Origin of the sequence: Pseudomonas sp. 2(2015), assembly GCF_000955865.1 — a bacterium.
Lineage (GTDB): Bacteria > Pseudomonadota > Gammaproteobacteria > Pseudomonadales > Pseudomonadaceae > Aquipseudomonas.
The window spans coordinates 640,891-663,954 of record NZ_JYOF01000003.1; the positions used below are offsets into that span (position 1 = coordinate 640,891).

The following is a 23,064-nucleotide window of genomic DNA, read 5'->3' on the forward strand; positions in this document are numbered from 1 at the left end:
TAAAAATAACGAACACAACTATAACAACTTGGAATACCTGGAAGATTTATTATTTCTGCTTGCCCGACAGACATGAAAAACCCCGCTCGGGGCGGGGTTTGCTCTGGCGGTGACGGTCAGAAGGATTCGACCGGCTTCTGCGCCGCAGCTTCGGCTTTTTTCATCTCCAGGTTAGGAAAGGAGAAGCGGATGTACAGCGCCGAGTCAGCCCCCTCACCGGTCAGCATCAGCTCGGCGCAGCGGATGTTATCTGCAGAGCCATTTAGCAAGGTGGGGACACTGGAGTATTTCTTCGAGGTATCGGCCCCCTCAAGGAAGGTGTAAGTGAAATCCCCCGCCGCGACGCCCACTTCTTCATAGCGGGTATACCGGGTCAAGTAGTCGTCGCGATTGCGCGCACTGCTCGCCAGCTCGATCAAGTCCAATTGCGTGTTGGCGTCCGACATCGAACTCAACATGAACGTCTTGTTCAGTGCTGTCATGGCGTTGTTGTAAATCTCCTGATCGAAGTCACTGATCAGCGAAACCGTGTTCAGTTTGCCGCCTGCAAATACCAGGGCCAGGGTAAATTTGTGGCCGATAAAGTCCACATCATCCTTGCACATGGCGGGAGCGAGAAGATCTTCCGAGCAGTCGTAATAGCCCTTGGCTTCGGTATAGGCTGACCGTGGCGAGTCAAAGGCAAAATCCTTGAACAGCTTTTCTTCGGCCATGGCCGACGAGCTGGCTCCGAGGGTCACGGCCAAGGCCAATCCGAGAGAACCCATTTTTTTCGACATCAGACATTCCCTTGCAGGTGAGCAAAATCTTCGTTAATGGCTCAATGCTATCGCATCCTGAGCACTGATGTCCCAGCGTTGCTCCTTGACGCCTCGCAAGCGTCCAGTTTTCTTGACACATCGAAAGAGACTCAGTAATTTTTCCGCCCCTCCTTTTCGGCTACCTCTGCCGTGCACTGCCCAGGCGTTAACTCGCGAAGCGGTCATACAGATGCCGACACTTCCCTGGCGTACCTCTACTCCGATATCAAGTGCACAAGGATGATTCCATGATCATTCGTCAGGCAAACGCTGCCGACTACCCGCAACTGCTCGACCTCTGGCTGCGCTCCGTGCGCGCCACCCACCACTTCCTGCAAGCATCCGACATAGACGCGCTGCTGCCGCAACTGCGCGACGTCTACCTACCCGCGGTTGAGTTATGGGTTGCAGTAGACACTGAAGACCGCCCGCTGGGCTTTATCGGGCTCAACGAAACCCACGTTGAGATGCTCTTCATTGATCCCGACCTGCGCGGGCAAGGCATTGGCCGAGCGCTACTGGATTACGCGCATGATTCGCGGGATACCCTGAGCGTTGACGTAAACGAGCAAAATCCCCAGGCGGTGGGGTTTTATCTGCATTACGGCTTTGTTCAGACTGGCCGTTCGCCGCTGGATGGCGAAGGCCGGCCGTTCCCGTTGCTGCACATGAGCTTGCCGGCTGCAACGGCCTGAAACGGTTCTGGGTTGCCAAGCAAGAATTGGGTCAGTGCGCCAGTGACGGTTGGGTAGCGACCGAGACGGTGAAGATCAAGACAAACAGCACAACGAGTACCCAGAACACCACCACGATTGTCAGCATGACAACCTTCAGGCTTTGATAAAGCCAGCGCAACCAATGACCTTCGGGTCTTGCTGCTGAGCGGGTTCTGAGTACGCCCTTCAAATAGAAACCGAGCAGGGCCAACAGTGCGCCATCCATCAACAGCGCGGGCAGCCCGGCTACGGGAAAAATGCTTTCCCACCGATAGAATGGCGAGCGGCTCAGGAACAGCACATAACAGGTGAGGCTGCCATAGGGGATGGCTCGCCACCCTTTACCGGCCAGCGCCCCGACCATCAGGCACATAACCACCATGAACGGGTTGAGGAGAATATCGATCATCCATTCCAGTACGTTGGGGAAGTAGCCCGGGGAACGGATGCTGCGCCAGATGTGTTCGAACAATGTTCAGGCTCCTGCCTTTTATGGACTTTCCGCAGCACGGTATCGGCGCATTGTCGGGTTACATGAGCCCTGTTCAGGGGCTGTACGAAACGCCTCTCGTCGTAGACTGCTTACGAGCGAACACTCAGCACTCTTGATAGACTATTGCACCTTTGTTTTTGATTAGCGCCGGCATGCTTTAGCAAACCACGCAAAGCAAAAACACCCCTGAATGGCTGCAAATGCGTCGTAGAACATGCCCCTAGAATCCGCCTCAACCCCAGTAAACCCGCGCCCTGAGCCGTCCCGCCGGTTCAGCGTTGCGCCTATGATGGACTGGAAAAATTTTCCCCGCACGCCTTTAAATTTAGGCGCTTCAGCGCTCCCATAGAGATCGCGAACCATTTTTGTACCAACTCTTCTCCCGTTATCTCTTGAATTTTCTGCCGCTCGCACGCCTGTCTCTGCAGCAGCTAGTCAACACGACTGGCCATGCTTGCGCTACCATTCGGTATGCGCCCCGGCAACGCTTCTACTACTGAACCGCGATTGGCCAGTTAGCTCGCGCACAAATACTTCGAAACGGCCGATTCATGACTACGTGTAGAGAATTACCGCCTTACTTCCCGACTGATTTGGAGCATACCAACAACAAGAAGCAGTTGCCGCGCCAAACATTAATGCTAGACTTTATTGACAATAAATTTCACTCAGAAATATTAAACAACAAGGATGAAAGGCTTGCCATGGCTTTTATTAAAGATATTAAAATAGAAGACAATGCAACCCCAGCTGCCGCCACTTCAAAAATCGTGGCCCAGCGACTAGGGAAAACACTTCGCGAGCGTTTCCAAGACCACATACATAAGCGTGAATGCACCCCAGAAATGTCCGACTACGACATTAAAATGGCAAGCCGCGCTATTGCAGCCTTTTCAATTTATAGCCTAGCCTCCGTTGACGAGATTATCGCAGGCAAGAGTGTATGCGATAGTTCCAACGATGGAGGTATTGACGCAATCTGCGTAAACCACAACGAAAAATTGGTTGTCATGGTGCAGTCAAAGTTCAACCAAGCGGGCAATGGGACGTGGACGAAAGATGACTTCGTAGCCTTCAAATTCGCTTGCGAGAAGCTGCAACTTGAGGAGTACCATAGATTTGATGAAATCCTACAATCAATGTCAGCAGATATTGACACAGGGCTAAGCTCGCAGGATTATAAATTTCTTTTTGTCATGGCGCACACTGGAAAACGAGGAGCCGCCGAAGCTATCCTTAGTGATATGCAAACTTGGCAAGACGAACTAAACTCCGCAGCGCTTGCACCCGATACACTTTCCCAAGATGAACTACCTTTCCAAGTCCACTTAGTGTCTGCCGAGGATTTAACTGAATGGCTACAGGCAGGAACTCATGTAAGCATCGACCTCGACGATGTTGAGATCGAGGACTATGGTCAGAAAAAAGAGCCTTACATATCATTTTACGGTCAGATTGGTGGAGACCAAATTCTTGAGTGGTGGGAATCTCACGGCACTCGACTGTTCTCTAGGAATATACGAAATTTATTAGGCGACACAGAGGTGAATTCTTCAATTAAGGAAACGGCCAACAATGAACCAGAGATGTTCTGGTACTACAATAACGGCATAACACTGCTAGTATCAGACATACAACCCCATCGTAGAAATGCTAGCAGAGATACAGCCAGGGGAACCTTCAAATTCTCAAATGTCAGCATTATAAATGGTGCTCAAACAGTGAGCACTATTGGACAGATATTCAAAGGCAACACTGAAGAGCGGAGCACCGCCCTATCTCAAATTAAGATTTCCGCGCGATTCATAAAAGTCAACGACACTGAAAATGCCGAGATTGCAACAGCAATTACAAAAGCCAACAACCACCAAAACAGAGTATTAGGTCGAGACTTCGCCTCGCAACACCCAGAGCAGATAAGACTATCAAAAGAACTGGCTGTTGAGGGCTACCAATATCAATTGCTCAGAACATCGGGCCAAACTACACCCAATGAACAAACTATTATTGATCTTGATGAAGCACTTGATGGGCTTGCTTGCCTAACCAAGTCTTCCTCCATACTTACCACACTCAAAGTAAAGCGAGGTCGCTTTTTCGAAAGCCTTGACGGAAACTTCTACAAGACCATATTTAACCCTACAGTATCAGGGATTAAGGTAATCAATTCCGTCACGCACTTACGCACCGTCGAGAAATTAATCTCTGAAAAGCTTGAAGGTATCGACAGAGCAGCAAAACGGAAGCAACATTTAATCGTTACCCATGCAAATAGGGTGCTGACTTCTATTTTACTTCGAGAGACATGTGGGATTTTCAATGCAACAGAAATTGTGCAACCAAATGAGCCACAACTGCTTGAAAAACTCGAATTCCTATGCGAAGAAGTTGAGCAGTACATTGAGCACAATTATACGAATGCGTACCCTGCAAGATTCTTTGCAAACATCGAAAAAGTTGAAGAAATAATTAGCCATCTCACAGGGAAGTTAAAATCCCACCCGTTTTCCATTGCAGCCATTCAGTCCCAATGAAACGTTGCGTAAGGACCGGGGAGTGGTTGCATCAGATACCTGCACATACCCCGATTGTGCTGGAGTACTGACGCAAGAAAGCTCGAAGCCCCAGTCTAAAAGGGCTTCGGGCTTTTATTTGGCTGTAGCTAAAAGGCTGTAGTTAGCGCTGGATGGCGTGGTTTGGCGTACGACTTACCCCATCTTTGCCCCACGCTTTTGCTAATGGAGTGTTCCTGATGGCGCTCAAAGAGACCGCAGTTGGTAGTATGTCGTCGCTTCGCCCAAGGCCGGGTTGCCTGCTTACGAGCGAACGCTCGGTACTCTTGGTAGACTAGAGCACCTTTGTTTTTGCTTCGCGCCGGAAAGCTGTAACAAACCGCGCAGAGCAAAACATCCCTGAATGGCTGCAAATGCGTCGTAGAACATGCCCCTAGAATCCGCCTCAACCCCAGTAAACCCGCGCCCTGAGCCGTCTCGCCGGTTCAGCGTTGCGCCTATGATGGATTGGACTGACCGCCACTGCCGGTTCTTCCTGCGCCTGCTGTCCAGCAACGCCCTGCTCTACACCGAAATGGTCACCACCGGCGCCTTGCTGCACGGTGATGCCGAGCGTTTCCTGCGTCATAGCGAGGCCGAGCATCCGCTGGCGCTGCAGTTGGGCGGCAGTGTGCCGGCTGATCTGGCCGAGTGCGCCAAGCTGGCCGAGGCCGCAGGCTATGACGAGGTCAACCTCAACGTCGGCTGCCCGAGCGATCGGGTGCAGAACAATATGATCGGCGCCTGCCTGATGGGCCATCCGGCGCTGGTCGGCGATTGCGTGAAGGCAATGCAGGATGCGGTGCAGATTCCGGTGACGGTCAAGCACCGCATCGGTATCAATGGCCGCGACAGTTATGCCGAGCTGTGCGATTTCGTCGGTCAGGTGCGCGATGCCGGTTGCCGCAGCTTTACCGTGCATGCGCGCATTGCGATTCTTGAAGGCTTGTCGCCGAAGGAGAACCGTGAGATTCCGCCGCTGCGGTATGACGTCGCCGCGCAGTTGAAGGCCGACTTCCCGGACCTTGAGCTGGTGCTCAACGGCGGGATCAAGACCCTGGCCGAATGCCAGGAGCACTTGAAGGTTTTCGACGGGGTGATGCTCGGACGCGAGGCTTATCACAATCCGTATCTGTTGGCCGAAGTTGACCAGCAGTTGTTCGGCAGCAGCGCGCCGGTGATCAGCCGCAGCGAAGCGCTGGCCAAATTGCGCCCTTATATTGCTGCGCACCTGGCCTGCGGCGGCGCCATGCATCACATCACCCGGCATATTCTCGGCCTTGGCCAGGGCTTCCCGGGGGCGCGCAAGTTTCGCCAGTTGCTGTCGGTGGATATCCACAAGAGCAAGGACCCACTTGCCCTGCTCGACCAGGCCGGCGAGCTGCTGCAGGGGCGTTAACCCCGGAACCTGTGCGCGCTTTGGCACTCGAAGGCTTATCCCCTTCGCCCCGCCTGCCAGCCAGCCCTTGAGCGGCTGGCAGCGCTCGGGTAATGTCGATCCATTGCACAGGACAGAGCACGCCCATGACTTCCAAGCTGGAACAACTCAAGCAGTTCACCACTGTGGTTGCCGACACCGGTGATATTGATGCCATCAGCCGCTTGAAACCGGTCGATGCCACCACCAACCCTTCGCTGCTGCTCAAGGCCGCGGCCATGCCTGGCTATGCCGAGCTGCTCCAGCAATCGGTCGCGCACAGCAAGGGCGATGTCGGCCTCGCCTGTGACGCCTTTGCCGTGGCGGTTGGCGCCGGCATTCTCAAGGTGATTCCGGGGCGTATCTCCACTGAGGTCGACGCCCGCCTGTCCTTCGACCAACCGGCGCTGCTGGCCAAGGCCCGGCAGTTGATCGAGCTGTACGACCAGGCCGGTATCGGCCGTGACCGGGTGCTGATCAAACTGGCCTCGACCTGGGAAGGCATCCGCGCCGCCGAGGTTCTGGAAAAGGAAGGCATCCAGACCAACCTGACCCTGCTGTTCTCCTTCGCCCAGGCCCAGGCTTGCGCCGACGCCGGGGTGTTCTTGATTTCGCCGTTCGTGGGGCGCATCTACGACTGGTACAAGAAGTCCACCGGCAAGGACTACGTCGGCGCCGAAGACCCGGGCGTGCAGTCGGTGACGCGCATCTACGATTACTACAAAACCAATAACTACAAGACCGTGGTCATGGGCGCGAGCTTTCGCAATATCGGCCAGATCGAGCAACTGGCCGGCTGTGACCGCCTGACCATCAGCCCCGAGCTGCTGCAGCAGTTGAACGATGATCAGGGCGAGCTGCCGCGCATCCTCAAGCCTGGCAAAACCGGCGAGGCGCGCCAGCAGTTGACGGAAAGCCAGTTCCGCTGGGCGTCGAACGAAGATGCCATGGCCACCGAGAAGCTGGCTGAGGGGATTCGCCAGTTTGCCCGGGATCAGGAGAAGCTTGAGGCGTTGTTGGCGGCAAAGGCCTGATACAAATCTGGGTTTGCCAGTGAGGTAGATTGCGCGGAGCATCACTCGGTTCGCGTCGTCTGCAATCGCTGGCAAGCCAGCTCCCACAGGTACTGCATGCATAGCAGGCATCCCGGATCAACCTGACCTCCCAATCTTGTGGCGCCTTCTCCGTTGTCGATAACCGATGCATCTTCTTTGCCCTTGGTACTGGCCGGCCCGTTGCTGCGCCGCCTCGAACCCACGCGCATCGTGTTCTGGCTGGTAGCCTGCGAGCCGCTGCAAGCTGAACTGCAACTGAGCTGCGCAGGCGTTTGCGCCGACATCCACTGCAAGGTTGTGCCGATTGGCCGTCAGGCGTTTGTCCACCTGCTCGACATCCGCCTCGACAGCCCGCTGCCGTGCGATGAGCAGATCGACTACGACCTGATCTTCAACAACCAGGGCATCGCCGACTACGCACCACACCTGCTTTACCCGGGCGCGCAACGGCCGAATTTCGTCCTGCGTTCATACCTGGAGCACCTGCTCCACGGCTCCTGCCGCAAACCCCACCACCCGGCGGCCGACGGCCTGCTGTGCGCCGATCGCCTGTTGCTGGAACATCCCACGCCATTGCAGCGCCCGGCCCTGCTGATGATGAGCGGTGACCAGGTGTATGCCGACGATGTCGCCGGGCCCATGCTGCGCGCCATACATGCGCTGATCGAGCGCCTGGGGCTGTTTGGCGAGCACCTGCAAGGCGCGGTGGTCGATGACAGCGCCGCGCTCTACCAGCACCCGGCCAGCTATTACCACCGCGCCGACCTGCTGCCGGCACTGGAGAGCAACGAAACCCTGCGCGAGCGCTTTTTCGGCGGCACGCGCAAGCCGATCTTCACCAGCAGCAACGCCGACAACCACCTGGTGACCTTCGCCGAAGTCATGGCCATGTACCTGCTGGTCTGGTCCCCGCTGCCCTGGGGCCTGATTGACGTGCAGATGCCACCCGGCCTCAATGCCGAGCGCCAGGCCCGCTACCGCCAGGAACAGCAACTGATCGACGGCTTTGCCAGCGGCCTTGGCGGGGTGGCGCGGGTATTGGCGCATTTGCCGAGCCTGATGATTTTCGATGACCACGACATCACCGATGACTGGAACCTGTCGGCGCAATGGGAAGAAACCGCCTACGGCCACCCGTTCTCCAAGCGCATCATCGGCAACGCCCTGCTCGGCTATATGCTGTGCCAGGGCTGGGGCAACAACCCGGATGCCTTTACCGGGCTACTGGAGCATTGCCAAGCCTTCAGCCACAGTGCCGACGCCGATGACTACCTCGACACGCCGCTGCAGGATGCGCTGATCAACGAGGTGCTGCGCTTTCAGGGCTGGCAGTTCGTCCTGCCCAGCAGCCCGGCGCTGCTGGTGCTCGATACCCGCACCCGGCGCTGGCGCAGTGAAAGCAACTTCAACAAACCCTCGGGCCTGCTCGACTGGGAAGCCTTAAGCGAGCTGCAGCAGGCGCTGCTCGACCATCCTTCGGCGATCATCGTCTCGCCGGCGCCGATCTTCGGCGTCAAGCTGATCGAGAGCGTGCAGCGGGTATTCAGCTGGCTGGGTTATCCGCTATTGGTCGATGCCGAGAACTGGATGGCCCATCGCGGCGCGGCGCAGGTGATCCTGAACATCTTCCGCCACTCGCGCACACCGGGGCACTACGTGATTCTCTCCGGTGACGTGCACTACTCGTTCGTCTATGAGGTGCTGATCCGCCACCGCCAGCGCGCCCCGCACCTGTGGCAGATCACCAGCAGCGGCATCAAGAACCAGTTCCCCAAGCGTCTGCTGGACACCTTCGATCGCCTCAACCGCTGGCTGTACTCGCCACGCTCACCGCTCAACTGGTTTACCAAGCGCCGGCAAATGCAGGTGATGCCGCGCACACCCGCGCACAGCAAGGCCGGCGAGCGGCTGTGGAACAGCGCGGGCCTGGGCCAGGTGTTTTTCAATGAACAGGGGCAGCCGGCGCGGATTTTCCAGCTCAACGCCGATGGCAGCGCGGCGACCGAGTTTCCACCGCGCGAAGCTGACTGTTAAGTGATTTTTGACCGGCGCCAGAACGGCGCCCGGTCGACGATCAGGTGCGCTCGAGAGCGTTGACCAGGTCGTGGAAGGCTTCGCGGTTGGAATCGTTCAGACCCATGAGGATCTTGTGCGCCTCAAGCACCTTGGAGCGCACCACGTCTTCGTTCTGATCCTGCGACGGCAGGTCGGTCAGGCATTCCGGGCACGGGATCGGCCGGTCAACGATGTTGAACACCTGGTCGAAACCCATCGACTGCAACAGGCGGGTGATGTCGGCGTGGGTGGTGACCACCGTCGGCAACAACCCGACCTTTTGCCGCGACAGGATCGAGAGCTTGGCCAGCAAGCCCAGGGTGGTGCTGTCGATGCTGTGGGTTTCTGTCAGATCGATGACGATCGCCGAGAAATTCAGCGCCGTGAAGATCTTTTCAATCGTCGCATCCAGCGCCGAACACAAGGTCAGGCGCACTTCACCGACAAACTTCAGCACGAAGGTGCCATTCTGCTCGGCGAACTGGATTCTACCCGTACTCATTGAAGGTTCCTGCTCAACACCAATAGGGCGATATCATCCGGCATCTCCCCAAGCGTAGCTAATCCGAATCGTTGGCGCAGCCCATCCAGACTACCGCCTGCGGCCTTGATGATTTCAGGCAGGGCCGCCTCTTTATCTTTGAGTGTGTCACCGGGCAAAAGGTCCAGAATGCCATCAGACAGCAGGGTCAGGCTGAACTGCGGCGGCAACTCCAGGACGTGGTCCTGGTAGGTGGCCTCCTCGAACAAGCCGACCGGCAATCCGCGGCCCTCCAGATAACGGCTCTGGCCCGGGGTGTACAGCACTGGCAACGGCAGGTGACCACCGATGCTGTAGGTCATGATACCGGTGTCTTCGTCGATCACGCCGCCGACCATGGTCACATGCTTGCCCAGCTTGCAGTTGATCAGGCCGCGGTTGATGTGCCCGAGCACCTCCGACGGCTTGAAGTCACGCAAGTTGCCGCCGCGCTTGAACTCGAACAGCAGGCGCGTGGTCATGAACTTCAGCAGCACGGTGACGAAGGCCGAAGACGCGCCATGCCCGGAAACGTCTGCCAGGTAAAAGGCAATTCGCCGGTCATCGACACGGAAATAGTCGGCAAAGTCGCCCGACAGGTACAGCGACGGAATAATCTGGTGCTCGAACGACAGGTCGTCGGCCACCCAGGGGCTTTCCGGCAGCATGTTCATCTGCACCTGACGCCCGGCGGTCTGGTCCTCCTGCAGCAGGTGCAGGCTGGCCTCAAGCTCGCGGTTGGCGGTTTCGAGCTTTTCCCGGTAGCGCTGGTTTTCCAGCACCAGACGCGCGCGGTCCAGGGCCCGGCGTACCGAATGCTCGAGCACCGCGAGGTCTTCGAGGGGCTTGATCAGGTAGTCGGCCGCGCCCAGGCGCAGGGCCTCGACGGCGTCGTTCATCACCCCGGCGCCCGATACCACGATCACCGGCAGTTCCGGCGCGCGCTCGGTTACCTGGCGAATCAGCTCCAGGCCGCCCATTTGCGGCATGCGCAGATCGCAGATCACCAGATCAGGATGTTCCTGTTCGAAGACCTGCAGGCCCTGCTGGCCATTGGCTGCCTGCAGGACGCTGAAACCGCTGTCTTCCAGGTAGGCGGCAAGACTCGCACGTACGACGTCGTCGTCATCGATTATCAGCAGCGTTGCACTGGTTTTCTGCATGTGGGCAAACGGCGCCAGGAATAGGTTGGGCGTAGGTGAGCATCGGCCCACGTACTGGATTCACTTCGAGCTACTCTTCTATGAGTTGTAGGACATCAAAACCTGTCCGGCAAATAGCAGAGGTGCCTTGTAAGGCGCAGACGGTACTCCCATCCGCCGGGCGTTTCAAGGGCACACCGATGGTCGCCGATGCTCTTTACAGCCGAAAGCACCGGGAGTTATAAAAACCCCTCCAACCGCAACGCAATGAAAGGATGCCGAGATGAGCTCAGGGCCCATGGACTACAGCGAGAAGCGCGATTTCATTCGCATGCGGGTGGAAGCAGATATAAGCCTGATCCACCAGGGGCAGGTCATCGCCGCCGTCTGCCTCGACCTCTCCAGCAGTGGCATGCAGGTCCAGGCGCCGCAGCCGTTCACGGTTGGCGATCAACTCGAGGTGCGTATCGACTCCGACCATCCGGCACTCAAGGGCCTGGAAGCGAGCACAGAGGTGGTGTGGATTGCCGACCAGCAAGACGGCAAGCAGAAACTCGGCCTGCGCATCCTCAGCATGAAATAATTGCAGACACAAAAAAGGCGACCTGAAGGTCGCCTTTTGTTTACCCGCTCGGATCAGAAGTCGTCGACGACGGCGCCATCCTTGACCTTGAATTCGCGATTTTGCAGGTATGCATTGCGAATGAAGATGTATTTGTCGCCATTGATCAGCTTTTCAGCCGACAGCAGGCTGGCGCGGGTGTCGACCACATCGACGGCGGCGGCGGTGTTGCGGGTCGGCACGTGGTCGATGTAGCGGTAGGGTTCGGTGTAGGTGTCCGGGTACTTGCCGATGGCATCGCGCACGGTGCTCGGGCCGAGCAACGGCAGCATTACGTACGGGCCGCTGCTCACGCCCCAGTAGCCGAGGGTCTGGCCAAAGTCTTCGTCATTGCGCTGCAGGCCCATCTTGGTGCCGACATCGAAGAACCCGCCAATACCGAAGGTGGTGTTGACGATCAGCCGCGCAGTATCAACCCCGGCGGCGTGCGGCTTGAGCTGCAGCACGTTGTTGGCCAGGTTGGTGACGTCGCCCAGGTTGCGGAACATGTTGTGGATGCCGTCTTCGAGGAACTGCGGAGTGACCGCCTGGTACCCCTGTGCCAGCGGCTTGAGCGCGTAGGTGTCGAGCGTGTCGTTGAAGCGGAAGATCGGCCGGTTGATGCTTTCCCAGGGATCTTCTTCAGTGGCCGCCTGGGCCGCGACGACAGGCGCCAACAGTAGGCCGGCACAGACACAAGCCCGGGTCATCCGATCGATCAGGCCGATCCTACGCATAGTGTTACTCCTCGAACTAGGCAGACGCCGCGCGTCCTACGCCAAAAAATGAAGCAAGTATAAAGGCTCTGCTGCCGTTAAGCAGCTTGGCATAAACAACGTCGCAAAAATGTGAACAACTGTGTATCGGCAGCGTCACCAAAAAGTAACAACCCAAGCGTAGCCTGCAAAGTATTTCAGGGACGTTGCCATGCCAGACTCCCCCGCCATCACTGCCCTGCTGTTCGGCTTGCGCGGCTGCCTTGTCGAAGTGAACCCGGGCTCTGATGCCCAGGCACCCTGCCCCACTCCGGGCGCGCTGCCCACCCTTGACTGGCTGTATCAGCAAAAGGTTCCCTGTGCCTGGCTCGATGAGCTGCCGGCTGCAGACGGCAAACAAATGGCCAGCCCCTTGCCGGCCTGGCTCAATGCCTTCCCGGCCTGCAAGACCCCCTGGCCGGCACCGGATGCCTGCTGGCAGGCACTGATGAGCCTCAGGGCGGGCAAACTCGACGGTTGCGTGCTGGTCAGTGGCGAACCACGCCTGCTGCAGTCGGGCCTCAACGCCGGGTTGTGGACCATCGGCCTGGCCGCCTGCGGGCCCAGCAGCCAGTGGCAAGCCCTTGGCCCCAAAGAGCAGGAACGCCAGCGTGGCCAGGCCACCTTGCAGTTGTTTGCCCTGGGCGTGCACTCGGTGATCGACCACCTCGAAGCCCTGGCCGACTGCCTGGCAGATATCGGCCAGCGCCGGCGCAAAGGTGAAAAACCCTGAAACAGCACCTTTGATCAGGGTCATGCAAAGCGCTGGCCGGTGGATTACTCTAGTAGGCAGGGCATGGACCTTTCACCCGCTAACGGGGTCCATGACTGTGCCTATTCATAGAGGGAGAACACCCATGCCTGCCCAAGAACTGCAAAAGCAACTCACTGAGCTGCGCGAGCAACTGGAGCAGAACCCGCCGCTTTCAGAAGAAGAGCGCCAACACCTGCATGAGCTGATGGAGAAGATCGAGGCCGAGATCAAGCTGGAAGCCGCGACCAAGGACAACAACCTGGTCGATGGCGTCAACCTCGCCGTGGAGCGCTTTGAAGTCGAGCACCCGGGCCTGACCGCCACCTTGCGCAATATCGTTCAGAGCCTGCAAAGCATGGGCATCTAAGCCCGCCGGAATAAAAAAGCCCCGTCATCGAACGGGGCTTTTCGTTACTGGCGAACCAGTCGCAGGTTCTCCAGGGTCACCTGTGAAGTACTGCGGTACGGGTTGATGTCCAGGCCGCCGCGGCGCACGTAACGGGCATAAACCGTCAGGTGCTCGGGGTTGAGCAGGCGCTTGAGGTCAAGGTAGATGCGCTCGACGCACTGCTCATGGAAGTCGGCATGCTGGCGGAAGCTGATCAGGTAGGTCAGCAGGCTGGCATGCTCCAGCGCCGCGCCACGGTAGTGCACGGTGACGCTGCCCCAGTCCGGCTGGCCGGTGACCGGGCAGTTGGACTTGAGCAAATGGCTGTGCAGGGTTTCTTCAACAATGTTGTCGCTGTCGCATCGCAGCAACTCCGGCTGCGGTTGCTCGTAGTTGCTGATGCTGACATCCAGCTCGTCGATGCACACGCCCGGCAAGCCGACCACACCCTGCCCTTCGACCTCGGCCAGGCTGCGGACCTGCACGCCCACCGGCTTGCCGGCGGCAGCCGAGAGGTCCTTGACCAGGCATGCCTGCAGGGCAGCGGGCGATTCGAACACGGTCTGGTTCAGCGAGTTGAGGTACAGCTTGAACGACTTCGACTCGATGATGTTCGGCGAGTCGGCCGGGATGGCGAACTCACCGATGGCCACCACCGGCTTGCCCGATGGCAGCAGCCAGGACAGCTCGAAGCAGTTCCAGAAATCGACGCCCTGCCATGGCAGGGTCTGGGCGCTGACGCCCAGCTCGGCCCATTTTGCCGCCCGCGGGATCGGGAACAGCAGCGAGGGTGTGTAGGTGGAAACGTATTCGCTGGATTTACCCAGCGGAGAATGTTCGGCAGCAGGATGCATGGCTAAAACCTGTAGGAGCAAATGCGCCTAGTTTATCGGTTTTAGGCCATGCTTTGGGCAATCGGCTGTTATTGGCCGATGGTCAGCTTGCCGACCATGCCCGCTTGATAATGGCCGGGCACGTTGCAGGCGAACTCGATTGGCGTCGACTGGCTAAAGGTCCAGGTCAGCTCGGCGCTTTTGCCAGGTTCGACCATCACCGTGTTCGGATCGTCGTGCTGCATGCTGGCGTGATTCATGTTGCCGTGGCCCATGGCCGAGTGGTCCATCTGGCCCTGCATGGCGAGCATTTCTTTCTGGTGCCTGGCGTGCATCACAGCATCGCCGAGGCTGAACTCATGGACTACCGCGCCCTTGTTGATTAGCACGAAGCGCACGGTCTCCCCGGCCTTTACCTCAAGGCTGCGCGGCGCGTAATACATGTCGCCCATCACCACCTCGACGCTGCGGGTGGCCTTGCTCGCAGGCGCAGGCTGGCCGAAGGTGTAGGAATGCGCGGGCGACGCCAAGGCTGGAAGGCTGAACAGCGCCAGTGCGCCAATGATAAAAAGGTGTTTCATTTCAAGCCCACTCCAGGGTTGCGACGGTTCAGGCTTCACTGTAGAAAATCGCCGCTGGCAGTCACCTGACAAAAACATTACAACTTTGTCAGCTTGGCCACCCGCCACGCCCGCCGCGGTATAACCCTGCGGCAATCCACGTAAAAGAGCCAGCCGATGAAACTGTTGATCGTCGAAGACCAGACCAAGACCGGCCAGTACTTGTGCCAGGGCCTCAGTGAAGCGGGCTTTGCCACCGAGCTTGCCAGCGACGGCAATACCGGCCAGCACCTGGCGCTGACCGGCGACTATGACTTGCTGATCCTCGACGTCATGCTGCCGGGCCGCGATGGCTGGCAGATCCTTCAGGCGGTGCGCGCCGCCGGCCTGGAAATCCCGGTGCTGTTCCTCACCGCCCGCGACGCCGTCGAAGACCGCGTGCACGGCCTGGAACTGGGCGCCGACGATTACCTGGTCAAGCCGTTCGCCTTCTCCGAACTGCTGGCACGGGTGCGCAGCCTGCTGCGCCGCGGCAGCAGCCCGGCACAGGAAACCAGCCTGGGCCTGGCCGACCTGCGCCTTGACCTGATCCGCCGCCGGGTCGAACGCACAGGCCAGCGCATCGACTTGACCGCCAAGGAGTTCGCCCTGCTCGAACTGCTGCTGCGCCGCCAGGGCGAAGTGCTGCCCAAATCGCTGATCGCCTCGCAGGTGTGGGACATGAACTTTGACAGCGACACCAACGTCATTGAAGTGGCGATCCGCCGCCTGCGCCTGAAGATCGACGATGCCCACGACAACAAGCTGATCCATACCGTGCGCGGCATGGGTTATGTGCTTGAAGAGCGCAGCGCCTGATGCGCCGCCTGTCCCTCGGTAGTCGCCTGGCACTGCTGTTTGCCGCCTGCACGGCAGTGGTGTCGCTGACTGCCGGTATCCTTTTTAGCCGCGCCAGCGCCACCCACTTCATCGAGCTCGACCAGCAACTGCTCAACAGCCGCCTGTCACTGCTGCGCCAGATGCTCGAAGGCGTGGACGACCCGGCCAGCCTCGCCCCGCGCCTGCCTGCCCTGCAAACCGAACTCAGCCACCAGGCCGACCTTGCCGTGCGCATTCGCGGCCGGGACGGGCGCATCTGGTTCGACAGCCAGGCCGGCCTGCCCGAGTCGCCGCAAGTGCTCGGCCTGAGCACCCTGCACAGCAGCGGCGTCGACTTTCGCAGCCTGTGTGTCAACCTCAACGGTGGCGACGCGCAGCTGACGCTGTTTCTCGACATCACCCACCATCAGCATTTCCTCCAGCGCATGCAGCAGCTGATCTGGCTGACTGTCGGCCTTTCGGCGCTGGCGACCGCGTTGCTCGGCGCCTGGGCCGCGCGCAGCGGGCTGCGGCCACTGCGGCAGATGGGCGAAGTGGCCTCCGGGGTGTCGGCACGCTCGTTGACCACACGCCTGCCCGAAGGGCAAATGCCGGTGGAACTGGCGGAACTGGCGCAGACCGTCAACGCCATGCTCGAACGCCTGGACGATGCCTTTCAGCGCCTCTCGGCGTTCTCTGCCGACATTGCCCACGAGCTGCGCACGCCGCTGTCCAACCTGCTGACCCACACCCAGGTAACCCTGACCCGGCCGCGCAGCCTGGATGAATACCGCGAGGCGCTGCACAGTAACCTCGAAGAGCTGCAATGGATGGCGCAACTGGTCAACGACATGCTCTACCTGGCCAAGGCCGACCACGGTTTGCTGATGCCCAGCCGCCAGCAACTGGCACTTGAAGACGAGGCCGATGCCTTGCTCGAATACTACGCGCCGCTGGCTGAAGATGCCGAGGTAAGCCTGAGCCGTGAGGGCCAAGCGCCGCTTGCCGGCGACCGGCATATGCTGCGCCGGGCGCTGTCCAATTTGCTCGACAACGCCCTGCGCTTTACCCCGGCCGGCGGCGAGATACGTGTGACCATCGAGCGACACCAAGACGGAGTAAGGCTGCAGGTGGCCAACTGCGGTGAGCCGATTGACCCGGCGTTGCTGCCGAAACTGTTCGACCGCTTCTACCGGGCAGACCCGGCGCGGCGCGAAGGCAGCAGTGAGCATGCGGGGTTGGGACTGGCGATTACCCGCTCGATCGTACAGGCGCACGGCGGGCGTATTCGTGGGGAGTCGGCTGAGGGCTGGACGCGGTTCGTGATCGACTTGCCGACGGTGTGAATACCATCGCGGGGCGAGCCCGCTCCTACAGCCGGTGTAGGAGCGGGCTTGCCCCGCGATCAGCCATCACTCGTAACGCAAGGCGTACGCCGGCTCTACCTGCGAAGCCCGCCAGGCCGGGTACAGGGTGGCCAGGAAGCTCATGATCAGGCCGGCGCTACAGATCAGCGCCACGTCGCCCCATTGCAGTTCCGACGGCAAGGTACTGATGAAGTACACGTCCGAGGTGAAGATGTGCTGGCCGCTGACCCGCTCCAGCCAGCCGACGATCTGGCTGACGTTGAGCGCGGCAATCACCCCCAGCACGCCGCCGATCAAGGTACCGACGATACCGATCAGGCTGCCCTGGACCATGAAGGTGCCCATGATCTGCGCCGGCGTTGCGCCGATGGTGCGCAGGATGGCGATGTCGGCGCCCTTGTCGTTGACCACCATGATCAGCGTGGCAATGATGTTGAACGCCGCCACGGCGATGATCAGCAGCAGCAACAGGCCGATCATGGTCTTTTCCATCTTCATGGCGCTGAACAGGCTGCCCTGGGTGTGGGTCCAGTCATCGGCGCGGTACTGCTCGCCAAGGCTTGCGGTAATCGCCTTGGACACCTGCGGCGCCGCGTACAGGTCCTTGACCTTGAGGCGCACGCCCTGCACCTGGTTCGGCGCCCAGCGTTGCATCTGCGCGGCGTCGGCCATGTGCATCAGGCCCAGCGAGCCGTCGAGCTCGGCGCCGACCTTGAATACCCCGACCACGTTCAGGCGCTGCATGCGCGGGGTGATGCCACCCGGCGCGCTGCTGACTTCGGGCACGATCAGGGTCAGCTTGTCGCCAACATTGAGGCGAAAGCGGCGCGCGGTGATTTCACCGATGACCACGCCGAACTCACCCGGCTTGAGGTCTTCAAGGCTGCCCTGGACGATATGCTGGGCGACGATCGAGACCTTGCCCTCCTCGGCCGGGTCGATGCCGCTGACCTGGATCGGCTGCATCGAGCCCTTGTAAGAGAGCATGCCTTCCATCTCGGTCAGTGGTGCGGCGGCGATCACTTCAGGGTTTTTCAAGGCTTGCGCCGCCACCGGCCGCCAGTCGTCCAGCGGCTGGGCACCGAGCACGCTGGCGTGCGGCACCATGCCGAGGATGCGCGAGCTCATTTCGCGCTGGAAGCCGTTCATCACCGACAGCACCACGATCATCGCCAGCACGCCCAGGGACAGGCCGATCATCGAGGTCATGGAAATGAACGAGATGAAATGGTTGCGGCGCTTGGCGCGGGTGTAGCGCGCGCCGATGAAAATAGACAAGGGTCTGAACATGAACGAAAGCACCCGGGTAAAGAAAAGGAACCAGGTGCCCGCCTGACAGCGGCGGGCACGTTGCGCGGGCAATCAGATCGGTACCAGGTGCCCGTCTTCCAGGCGCAGTACGCGGTCCATCTGGCGCGCCAGGTTGAGATCGTGGGTCACCACCAGGAAGGCCGTCTGCGAAGAGCTGCTGAGCTCCTGCATCAAGTCCTGGATACCCTGGGCGGTGTGATGGTCGAGGTTGCCGGTAGGCTCGTCGAGCATCACCAGCCCCGGACGGTTGACCAGCGCCCGGGCGATTGCCACGCGCTGGCGCTCGCCACCGGACAGCTCGGCCGGCTTGTGGCTCAGGCGATGGCCCAGGCCGACGCGCTTGAGCAGCGCTTCGGCGCGCTCGCGGGCTTCGGGGATGGCGGTGCGACCGATCAGCAGCGGCATGCACACGTTCTCCAGCGCCGTGAACTCCGGCAGCAGGTGGTGGAACTGGTAGACGAAGCCCAGGGCGCGGTTGCGCAGCAGGCCACGGGCGCGTTCGCCCAATGCCGAGAGCTCTTCGCCGGCCAGCCAGACGCTGCCTTCGGTCGGGGTATCGAGGCCGCCGAGCAGGTTGAGCAAAGTACTCTTGCCTGAACCGGAGCTACCGACGATCGCCACCCGCTCGCCCGGGTGCAGCTCCAGCTGCAGGCCTGACAATACCTGGACTTTCTCCGGGCCTTCCTCGTAGGACTTGCCCAGGTTGCGGCAACTCAGCACTGCTTTATCACTCATGCCCAACTCACTCATAACGTAGCGCCTCCGCAGGCTGGGTGCGTGCCGCACGCCAGGCCGGATACAAGGTGGCGAGGAAACTCAGGACCAATGCCGCACCGCAGACCATCCACACGTCCTCGGCCATGATCTGCGATGGCAGGTAGTCGATGAAGTAGACGTCGGCATTGAGGAACTTGTGCCCGATCAGGGTCTCGATGCCGGCAATCGCGGCGCTGACATTGAGCGCGGCGAAAATGCCCACCAGCGCGCCGATCAGGGTGCCGACCACGCCGATCACCGTGCCCTGGACCATGAAGATGGCCATGATCTGCCCCGGCGTCGAGCCCAGGGTGCGCAAGATGGCGATGTCGCCCTTCTTGTCGTTGACCACCATTACCAGGGTGGAAATGATGTTGAACGCGGCCACCGCGACAATCAGCAGCAACAGCAGGCCGATCATGGCTTTTTCCATGCGGATCGCCTGGTACAGGTTGCCGTGGCTACGGGTCCAGTCGCGGGCGTAGAACTCCTGCTCGCCCAGCTTCTGGGCGATGTCCCAGGCAACCCGGGGGGCCTGGAACAGGTCATCGAACTTCAGGCGCAGGCCCTGCACCTGGTCGGCTTTCCAGCGGTGCAGGCGCGACAGGTCCGACAGGTTGGTCAGGCCCAGGTAGCCGTCGATTTCACCGGCGCCGACATGGAAGATGCCGACCACGGTAAAGCGCTTCATGCGCGGGAACATACCGGCCGGAGTGACGGTGACCTCGGGGGCGACGAAGGTCAGTTTGTCACCGATGCCGACGCCCAGCTTGGCCGCCGCCTTGTCGCCGATCATGATGCCGAAGCCGCCAGGGGCCAGGTCATCGAGCTTACCCTCGCGGATAAAGTCGTCGATGATCGAGACCTTGCGCTCCTGGGCCGGGTCGATGCCGTTGAGCAGCACCTTCTGCACCTTGCCGTCATGGGTCAGCAGGCCCTGCATCTGGGTGAAGGGCGCCACCGCCAGAACCTGCGGGTTCTGCTTTACTTGACTGGCAAGGGCGGGCCAGTCGTTGATCGGCTGGCCGGTTTCCAGTGTGGCGTGGGGCACCATGCCCAACACCCGGGTGCGCATCTCGTGATCGAAGCCATTCATGACCGACAACACCACGATCATCACGACAACGCCCAGGGCGAGGCCGATCATCGAGGTCAGGGAAATGAACGAGACGAAGTGGTTGCGACGCTTGGCACGGGTATAACGCGTGCCGATGAATACGAAGAGAGGTCTGAACATGTCGGGGCTTGTTCGGATGAAAGAGGAACGTCCTTGTGGCGGGGCTTGATTAGCAGCTTTACACTCAGACCACCGCCGCTACCATGGGTTCGCCATGTCGACATTAGATGAAGAAGATCGCCGCGAATACTACCGTATCGAGGATCGGATCGCACTGGAAATTAGCCCGTTGAGCGCCGCCGAAGCGCTTGGCACAGACTTGTTGCAAGATACTTCACCGCTGTTCAACCTGCTCAGTGAACTGCACCTGAGCGAGTTCGAGTCCCAGCACCTGCTGCGCCAGCTCAGTGATAAGGACCGCACCCTGGCGGCCTTTCTCAAGGCCCAGAACAAACGCATCGATCTGCTCAGTGCCGTGGTTGCGCAGACCCTGCTCGGGCAATTGAGCGCGCCGCAGGCGGTAGTGCTGTCCGAGGGCGGCATCGAGTTCAACCGCGCCGAGCCGCTGGCGGCCGGCGAGCGCGTGGCCGTGAAGATGGTGCTGATGCCCCAGGCCCTGGGCCTGCTGCTGCGCGCCAAGGTCACCCATTGCGACCGCCAGGCCGACGGCCAGTACGAGATCGGCACCGAGTTCGTCGACACCACCGACGCCCAGCGCCAGCTGCTGGCCCGCTACATCCTGCAACGCCAAGCGCAACAACGACGCCAGGCCCTGGAGCAGAACGACCCAAGCGCCTCCTGAGTTTCACTTATTTGTTGAAGGAACAGACGTGACCACGATTTACGGCCACCGCGGCGCCAAGGGCGAAGCCCCCGAAAACACCCTCACCAGCTTCCAGCAGTGCCTCAAGCATGGCGTGCGCCGCTGCGAGCTCGACCTGCACCTGTCGGCTGACAACCAGCTGATGGTGATTCACGACCCCAGCCTCAAGCGCACCACCGGCCGGCGCGGCAAGGTGGTTGAACACAGCGCCGCCGACCTTGCCACCTACGACGCGCGCAAGGGTGGCCCGGGCTGGGTCTCGCCCTGCCCGATCCCGCGACTTGAGGAGCTGTTTGAAAAGTGCGATTTCGAGCACTGGCAGCTTGAGGTCAAGAGCGCCTCGCGCACCCGCGCCGCCACCACCGTGCTGGCGATCCGCGAAATGGCCCAGCAGTTCGGCCTGCTCGACAAGATCACCATCACCTCAAGCTCACGGGAAGTGCTGGGCGCAGCGCTGGAGCTGACTCCGGATATTTCCAGAGGACTGGTGGCCGAGTACGCCTGGCTCGACCCGCTGAAGGTCGCCCAGAACTACGGCTGCAACTTGCTGGCGTTGAACTGGACACTGTGCACCCCCGAGCGCCTGATCAAGGCCCAGCGCCAGGGTTTGCACGTGTCGGTGTGGACAGTCAACGAGCCGGCGCTGATGCGCAGGCTCGCCGACTTCGGCGTAGACAGCCTGATTACAGACTTTCCCGGTTTGGCCAGCGCCACCCTCGAGAATCGCTGAAATCGGTCTCCCCGGCCGGCTCAGGCCACCGGCCGGAGCCGCTCAAAAAAGCCGGTTGAGGCCGTCGTAAGCCGCTACCCGATAGGCTTCGGCCATGGTCGGGTAGTTGAAGGTGGTGTTGACGAAGTACTTCAGGGTATTGCGCTCACCCGGCTGGTCCATGATCGCCTGGCCGATGTGAACGATCTCCGAGGCCTGGTAGCCGAAGCAGTGCACGCCGAGGATTTCCAGGGTTTCGCGGTGGAACAGGATCTTCAGCATGCCTTGTGGCTCACCGGCAATCTGCGCCCGGGCCATGCTCTTGAAGAAGGCCTTGCCGACTTCGTAAGGCACCTTGGCCTGGGTCAGCTCCTGCTCGTTCTTGCCGATCGAGCTGATCTCAGGAATGGTGTAGATGCCGGTCGGCACATCGTTGACGAAGCGCCAGCTGCCATTGTCGACGATACTGCCGGCAGCCGAGCGGCCCTGGTCGTGGGCGGCACTGGCCAGGCTCGGCCAGCCGATCACGTCACCGGCACCGTAAATGTTCGCCACGTGGGTGCGGTAGTTTTCATCGACTTCGATCTGGCCACGGCTATTGACCTTGATGCCGATGTTTTCCAGGCCCAGCTTGTCGGTGTTGCCGGTACGGCCGTTGCACCAGAGCAAGGCATCGGCCTTGATCTTCTTGCCGGATTTCAGGTGCAGGATCACCCCGTTGTCCAGGCCTTCAACACGCTCGTACTCTTCGTTGTGGCGCACGGTGATGTTGTTGTTGCTGAAGTGGTAGCTCAACGCCTGGGAGATTTCCGAGTCGAGGAAGCTCAGCAACTGGCCGCGGTTGTCTACCAGCTCTACCAGCACACCCAGGCCGCTGAAGATCGAGGCGTACTCGCAGCCGATCACGCCGGCGCCGTAGACGATCAGTTTGCGCGGGGTGTGGCCGAGGCTGAGGATGGTGTCGCTATCGTAGATTCGCGGGTGGTGGAAATCGATATCGGCCGGGCGATACGGGCGCGAACCGGTGGCGATGATGATGTGCTTGGCCACCAGCTTCTCGACCACGCCGTTGGCGCAGACCACTTCGATGGTCTGCTCGTCGGCGAAGCTGCCGGTGCCGAAGAACACGTCGACGCGGTTGCGGGCGTAGTAGCCGGTGCGCGAGGCCACCTGCTTGGAGATCACCTTCTCGGCGCTTTTCAGCACGTCGGGGAACGAGAACCAGCGCGGCTCACCAATGGCCCGGAACATCGGGTTGGTGTTGAACTGCATGATCTGGCGCACCGAGTGACGCAGGGCCTTGGACGGAATGGTACCCAGGTGGGTGCAGTTGCCGCCGACCTGGCGACGGCTATCGACCATCGCCACCTTGCGTCCTGCTTTGGCAGCATTCATTGCCGCCCCTTCTCCTGCGGGGCCGGAACCCAGCACCACTACGTCGTAGTTGTAGACAGCCATGCGTACTCCTTCAGAACAGGCCCA

23 protein-coding genes are annotated in these 23,064 nt (G+C 60.1%); 12 read left to right on the forward strand and 11 right to left on the reverse strand.

Translation table 11 applies throughout. The features are described 5' to 3' along the window. Positions 1-116: 116 nt before the first annotated feature. Positions 117-779: a hypothetical protein gene (locus tag UB48_RS05845; RefSeq protein ID WP_045194840.1), complete on the reverse strand. Its 663-nt coding sequence runs from the start codon at positions 777-779 to the stop codon at positions 117-119. 269 nt (positions 780-1,048) lie between these two features. On the opposite strand from UB48_RS05845, the gene UB48_RS05850 reads away from it, so the two are divergent. Next, complete coding sequence (locus UB48_RS05850) at positions 1,049-1,495, forward strand: acetyltransferase (protein ID WP_045194844.1); 447 nt, start codon at positions 1,049-1,051, stop codon at positions 1,493-1,495. Positions 1,496-1,526: 31 nt separating this feature from the next. On the opposite strand, the gene UB48_RS05855 is transcribed toward UB48_RS05850, so the two are convergent. Next, entirely contained in the window at positions 1,527-1,988 is a 462-nt protein-coding gene (locus UB48_RS05855) for a hypothetical protein (protein WP_045194846.1), read from the reverse strand. A gap of 572 nt (positions 1,989-2,560) precedes the next feature. Between UB48_RS05855 and UB48_RS05860 the strand changes: the two genes are divergently transcribed. The 4 genes from UB48_RS05860 to UB48_RS05875 all read left to right on the forward strand — a co-directional run bounded on the left by UB48_RS05860 (position 2,561) and on the right by UB48_RS05875 (position 9,067). Continuing rightward, on the forward strand, positions 2,561-4,543 hold the full coding sequence (locus tag UB48_RS05860; RefSeq protein WP_275559030.1) for an AIPR family protein: 1,983 nt from the start codon (positions 2,561-2,563) through the stop codon (positions 4,541-4,543). Between the two features lie 406 nt (positions 4,544-4,949). Continuing rightward, the gene (gene dusA / locus UB48_RS05865; RefSeq protein WP_045194852.1) at positions 4,950-5,960 is read left to right on the forward strand and encodes a tRNA dihydrouridine(20/20a) synthase DusA; all 1,011 of its coding nucleotides are present in this window, start codon (positions 4,950-4,952) and stop codon (positions 5,958-5,960) included. 125 nt (positions 5,961-6,085) lie between these two features. Further along, positions 6,086-7,012 (forward strand): transaldolase, encoded by a 927-nt coding sequence (gene tal / locus UB48_RS05870; protein WP_045194856.1) that lies wholly within the window; start codon positions 6,086-6,088, stop codon positions 7,010-7,012. A 159-nt stretch (positions 7,013-7,171) separates the two neighbouring features. Next, the gene (locus UB48_RS05875; protein WP_045195729.1) at positions 7,172-9,067 is read left to right on the forward strand and encodes an alkaline phosphatase D family protein; all 1,896 of its coding nucleotides are present in this window, start codon (positions 7,172-7,174) and stop codon (positions 9,065-9,067) included. Between the two features lie 40 nt (positions 9,068-9,107). On the opposite strand, the gene rssC is transcribed toward UB48_RS05875, so the two are convergent. Both rssC and rssB read right to left on the reverse strand, forming a co-directional pair. Then, on the reverse strand, positions 9,108-9,590 hold the full coding sequence (gene rssC / locus UB48_RS05880; RefSeq protein WP_038994382.1) for an anti-sigma factor antagonist RssC: 483 nt from the start codon (positions 9,588-9,590) through the stop codon (positions 9,108-9,110). Further along, a complete protein-coding gene (gene rssB / locus UB48_RS05885) occupies positions 9,587-10,771 on the reverse strand; it encodes a two-component system response regulator RssB (protein ID WP_045194857.1) in 1,185 nt (394 codons plus the stop codon). Before rssB ends, rssC begins: the two co-directional genes overlap by 4 nt. 262 nt (positions 10,772-11,033) lie before the next feature. On the opposite strand from rssB, the gene UB48_RS05890 reads away from it, so the two are divergent. Beyond that, positions 11,034-11,333 (forward strand): PilZ domain-containing protein, encoded by a 300-nt coding sequence (locus tag UB48_RS05890; RefSeq protein WP_045194861.1) that lies wholly within the window; start codon positions 11,034-11,036, stop codon positions 11,331-11,333. 53 nt (positions 11,334-11,386) lie between these two features. On the opposite strand, the gene UB48_RS05895 is transcribed toward UB48_RS05890, so the two are convergent. Continuing rightward, positions 11,387-12,088: a VacJ family lipoprotein gene (locus UB48_RS05895; RefSeq protein WP_045194864.1), complete on the reverse strand. Its 702-nt coding sequence runs from the start codon at positions 12,086-12,088 to the stop codon at positions 11,387-11,389. A gap of 190 nt (positions 12,089-12,278) precedes the next feature. Between UB48_RS05895 and UB48_RS05900 the strand changes: the two genes are divergently transcribed. Together UB48_RS05900 and UB48_RS05905 are read left to right on the forward strand one after the other, a co-directional pair. After that, positions 12,279-12,839 (forward strand): hypothetical protein, encoded by a 561-nt coding sequence (locus UB48_RS05900; RefSeq protein WP_045194865.1) that lies wholly within the window; start codon positions 12,279-12,281, stop codon positions 12,837-12,839. Positions 12,840-12,963: 124 nt separating this feature from the next. Beyond that, positions 12,964-13,227, forward strand: coding sequence for a DUF4404 family protein (locus tag UB48_RS05905; protein ID WP_045194866.1), 264 nt, complete (start codon positions 12,964-12,966; stop codon positions 13,225-13,227). Positions 13,228-13,271: 44 nt separating this feature from the next. Here UB48_RS05905 and queF read toward each other — a convergent pair whose 3' ends face one another. Together queF and UB48_RS05915 are read right to left on the reverse strand one after the other, a co-directional pair. Next, complete coding sequence (queF, locus tag UB48_RS05910) at positions 13,272-14,102, reverse strand: NADPH-dependent 7-cyano-7-deazaguanine reductase QueF (RefSeq protein WP_045194872.1); 831 nt, start codon at positions 14,100-14,102, stop codon at positions 13,272-13,274. A 68-nt stretch (positions 14,103-14,170) separates the two neighbouring features. Next, positions 14,171-14,662: a plastocyanin/azurin family copper-binding protein gene (locus UB48_RS05915; RefSeq protein ID WP_045194873.1), complete on the reverse strand. Its 492-nt coding sequence runs from the start codon at positions 14,660-14,662 to the stop codon at positions 14,171-14,173. A gap of 156 nt (positions 14,663-14,818) precedes the next feature. Between UB48_RS05915 and UB48_RS05920 the strand changes: the two genes are divergently transcribed. Both UB48_RS05920 and UB48_RS05925 read left to right on the forward strand, forming a co-directional pair. Further along, a complete protein-coding gene (locus tag UB48_RS05920) occupies positions 14,819-15,499 on the forward strand; it encodes a heavy metal response regulator transcription factor (protein WP_045194874.1) in 681 nt (226 codons plus the stop codon). Beyond that, a complete protein-coding gene (locus UB48_RS05925) occupies positions 15,496-16,845 on the forward strand; it encodes a heavy metal sensor histidine kinase (RefSeq protein ID WP_045194876.1) in 1,350 nt (449 codons plus the stop codon). The genes UB48_RS05920 and UB48_RS05925 overlap by 4 nt, the downstream gene beginning before the upstream one ends. A gap of 66 nt (positions 16,846-16,911) precedes the next feature. On the opposite strand, the gene UB48_RS05930 is transcribed toward UB48_RS05925, so the two are convergent. From UB48_RS05930 to UB48_RS05940, 3 genes are all read right to left on the reverse strand, one after another. Then, positions 16,912-18,156 carry a lipoprotein-releasing ABC transporter permease subunit gene (locus UB48_RS05930; RefSeq protein ID WP_038999248.1) on the reverse strand — a complete coding sequence of 415 codons (1,245 nt, stop codon included), beginning with the start codon at positions 18,154-18,156 and terminating at the stop codon, positions 16,912-16,914. 72 nt (positions 18,157-18,228) lie between these two features. Then, a complete protein-coding gene (lolD, locus tag UB48_RS05935) occupies positions 18,229-18,912 on the reverse strand; it encodes a lipoprotein-releasing ABC transporter ATP-binding protein LolD (protein WP_176794235.1) in 684 nt (227 codons plus the stop codon). Positions 18,913-18,919: 7 nt separating this feature from the next. Next, positions 18,920-20,170 (reverse strand): lipoprotein-releasing ABC transporter permease subunit, encoded by a 1,251-nt coding sequence (locus UB48_RS05940; protein ID WP_045194878.1) that lies wholly within the window; start codon positions 20,168-20,170, stop codon positions 18,920-18,922. Between the two features lie 94 nt (positions 20,171-20,264). On the opposite strand from UB48_RS05940, the gene UB48_RS05945 reads away from it, so the two are divergent. Next, a complete protein-coding gene (locus tag UB48_RS05945) occupies positions 20,265-20,852 on the forward strand; it encodes a PilZ domain-containing protein (protein WP_045194879.1) in 588 nt (195 codons plus the stop codon). A gap of 28 nt (positions 20,853-20,880) precedes the next feature. Further along, positions 20,881-21,603: a glycerophosphodiester phosphodiesterase gene (locus UB48_RS05950; RefSeq protein ID WP_045194882.1), complete on the forward strand. Its 723-nt coding sequence runs from the start codon at positions 20,881-20,883 to the stop codon at positions 21,601-21,603. Between the two features lie 42 nt (positions 21,604-21,645). Here the strand turns inward: UB48_RS05950 and sthA are convergent, their stop codons facing one another. After that, positions 21,646-23,040: a Si-specific NAD(P)(+) transhydrogenase gene (gene sthA / locus UB48_RS05955; protein ID WP_038994353.1), complete on the reverse strand. Its 1,395-nt coding sequence runs from the start codon at positions 23,038-23,040 to the stop codon at positions 21,646-21,648. Positions 23,041-23,064 lie beyond the last annotated feature (24 nt).